The organism is Desulfocicer vacuolatum DSM 3385 (assembly GCF_900176365.1).
Lineage (GTDB): Bacteria > Desulfobacterota > Desulfobacteria > Desulfobacterales > Desulfobacteraceae > Desulfocicer > Desulfocicer vacuolatum.
The window spans coordinates 1-3,061 of sequence record NZ_FWXY01000062.1; the positions used below are offsets into that span (position 1 = coordinate 1).

Annotated in this window: 1 protein-coding gene; it reads left to right on the forward strand. The window is 34.2% G+C overall.

What is annotated here, in order from left to right:
• The first annotated feature begins 27 nt into the window (after positions 1–27).
• Positions 28–2,991: a hypothetical protein gene (locus tag B9A32_RS20825; RefSeq protein ID WP_212638054.1), complete on the forward strand. Its 2,964-nt coding sequence runs from the start codon at positions 28–30 to the stop codon at positions 2,989–2,991.
• Positions 2,992–3,061 lie beyond the last annotated feature (70 nt).

Genomic DNA, 3,061 nt, shown 5'->3' on the forward strand with positions numbered 1-3,061 from the left:
ATTGACCTCCTTTCGCATTTGTATGTTATGGGAATCATTATACCGCGAATGGTGATTCAACAAAACCTTTTTGGTTCTGGCTTGTCCAGGTTAGGACATACTCGCCCACAAGAAGATAGCAGGGAACTGTTGGTGAAAATAGAAGGCATCATTAAAAACATTGCACCACCAAACAAGTTGATAATCACATCCAGGCTGGAAATCCTGTTAGAAGCTTTTTCAACTGAAGAAATAACCAATTGCAGGATCAACAAACAACATTGGGAAGACCTGACGATCACAGATAATAGTGTACTTAAAAAATTTTGGATCGAATTTGCAAAAAATAGCGAACTTCCTCAGCGCATAATTGACTTAGTGAAAGACAAAATAGAGGAGGAAGAGAAACAAAGTTTATTACAGATAGGGCAATTAAATTTTGTAGCTAATGTTGAACCTGAAAAATTGCAAGAACAAAGTGTTGAGGATATAGAGCATATTGCAAGGTATAACTCAGAAAATATTGCTAAATCAATTCAGGAGAAAAACAAAGCTGCCGCAGAAATATTAGCTGTTTTAGGGTTTTGTTCAACAGTAATTGACCCTGTTTCCTTTATTGATCTTGGGTATATTTTTTCAGATGATCAAAAATTTTATGCAATCAATAAAAGAGACTCTTTCATTTTAACACCTGGGGGTAAAGAAGACCCCTTTCCTAAATATTCTGATAAATATGATTTAGACAATACTATTTTAGAGGCTTTGGAATATCTTGAAGAGCGGCAATTGATTAGAATAAACGATCAAGAAATTCTATTCTCTCATCCTAATTATTATGAGGCCAGTCGGTATCTGTTCTGCCCGGTGAGCAAAATTAAGCAAAAAAAGCTGCTCACTTATTTAAAGCGGAGCCTGTCATGCTTAAACCCTAAAACAACTCAGCTTGCAACTAAACAGTTTGAGTTTTTATATACCAATGCGAAATCGGCTTTCAAAAATGAAATTTTAAATTTGGCTATAGAAACCCTGAGTTCAATTTTTCCGGGTGTTGAAGATAGCGGCTTGTTATTTTTGATGTATCATATTGATCAATTAGGGCGTGAAGACGTAAAAACGGTAGTCAGAAAGATACAACAAGGTGGTACGAACTCAGAAAGGATATATTGGTATAATAATAAAATACCGTACATTTCTCAACAGGGTGGTCTTTTCGTTTCACATTTCAGATCTTCTGACATAAATGTTGAGCTAATTGAGAATATTAAAAATAGATTAAAGCGGGAAGAACGGGTCTCTTCATATGAAGCGTGGACTTACATAAACAATTTGGACTCTGCGACAATAGAAAATGTAGCCCTCTTAATTCCCAAGACTCTGCTACAACAAAATGAAGCTTTTATTAGGAAAAAAGTTGCGTCTATTTTCATAGCCAAGAGCCCTTTTGACTCCCATTATGAGGATTTGATAGGTATTGCCATTAATGATGAGCACCCGGATGTAGTCTTCAGCACTGTAAAAGCTTTGGTTTTAAATTGGACAAGTTTTAATTCCATTCAGCGACATATTGTGATTGATTTGATTGAAAACGCTCTAAAGAAAAGAGCGATTGCAATTCGAATGTACAATTTTGTGACAGAGTTTGAGACAGACTATGAGGACAATTTAATCCATCGGAATTGGAAGGATTTTACTCCAGATGAAAAAAAATCAATATGGCAATTATGGGGCCGATTATATTTGACTTTCTCTGAAGATTTGCCGTTGTCAGTCTATACTAATACAGGGCGCTTTGGATTGACAATGGACGAAGCGATGAAACATTTAGATGTAGAGACCGGCGTTCGTGTCTTAGAAAAGTGGTTCAAGAGAATTGATTATCAGGTAAGAAACGGAAAAATTTTGGATGAATACGAATTGGCAGTTGCTGACAATTTGATTTTCCTAACTCAAAAAAATCATAAAATTCGTTCACACATTTTCGATGATTTAATTTCTCACCAAGAAACAGATTTCTTATTGTCCAGTTTAAAGTGGATTGTCGGTGCATGGAATTATTTAGATATCACCGAAAAAGATAAAATTATTGGTTTGCTTAAAAGTGATAGAACAGATTTGAGATGGATAAAGGCTGTCTTGCTGAACTCGCATAATCCTCCTAAAGAAGTACTTCATGAGCTTTTTGGTGATGTCGATTTTTTTTGTAGGAATTATGAGGATATTCTTGACGAGTTCTCAGATGAATTACTGGAAGATAGTTTGCATGTATATTGTGGCTTTCCACAACCCCTTTGGTGGTTGGCGGTGCATCACCATAATGAACCATTTTGGGGAGGCCTTATAAGGTATATCTTAGTAAACGTATCTCCAGTGGGATTTAATATTTGTCTGGAGGAGTTTTTGAGAAATGGTGTAAATGGATTTCCTGAAACCTGGAATGATGGTTTCAAGGTATGGGAACAAGTTTGTGATGCATCTGATGATAAACGTTTGTTGGCAGACAGCCTTATTTTTAATTGTGCGAGAAGTGTATACAATTTTTCAAATACGAAAAGATTATGGGACACCCTGATAGATAGCTATGCTAAGGATGGAAATGAAGATGAAATCATTTCTATTATAGTTGAAAATATTGAGTTACTTCAACATACCGACGGTAAAGATGGGATTTTTCGAATTTTTAAAAAAGAATTTTTCTTTGGAAAAATATTTCCAAAACTAATTGGAGATAATTTCACCTGCCAATTAATTAACGAAATTTCTGATGATTCAAAAGATAAAATAATAGATTATTCTATCTTTTTGAATTCAGAAATAAGATTGCTTGCAACTGTTGAAATATTAAAAAAGAAGATTGAAAAACATAAAGTACCAGATGAGTTTAAAGAAAATATTTTAAACATATCCAAAAGGATCAAAAGCAAAGGTGAAGTAGTCTTGGATAAAATGCAAACTAAATATGAGTATCAACTACCCAAATGGTTTTCTTTTAGGCCTAAAATAAGCGTGTTTTAAACAAAAAACATCAAAAAAAAGCTCGAAATGCCTTTAATTACAGTGTATATTTGATCCACTACAAAAAAAT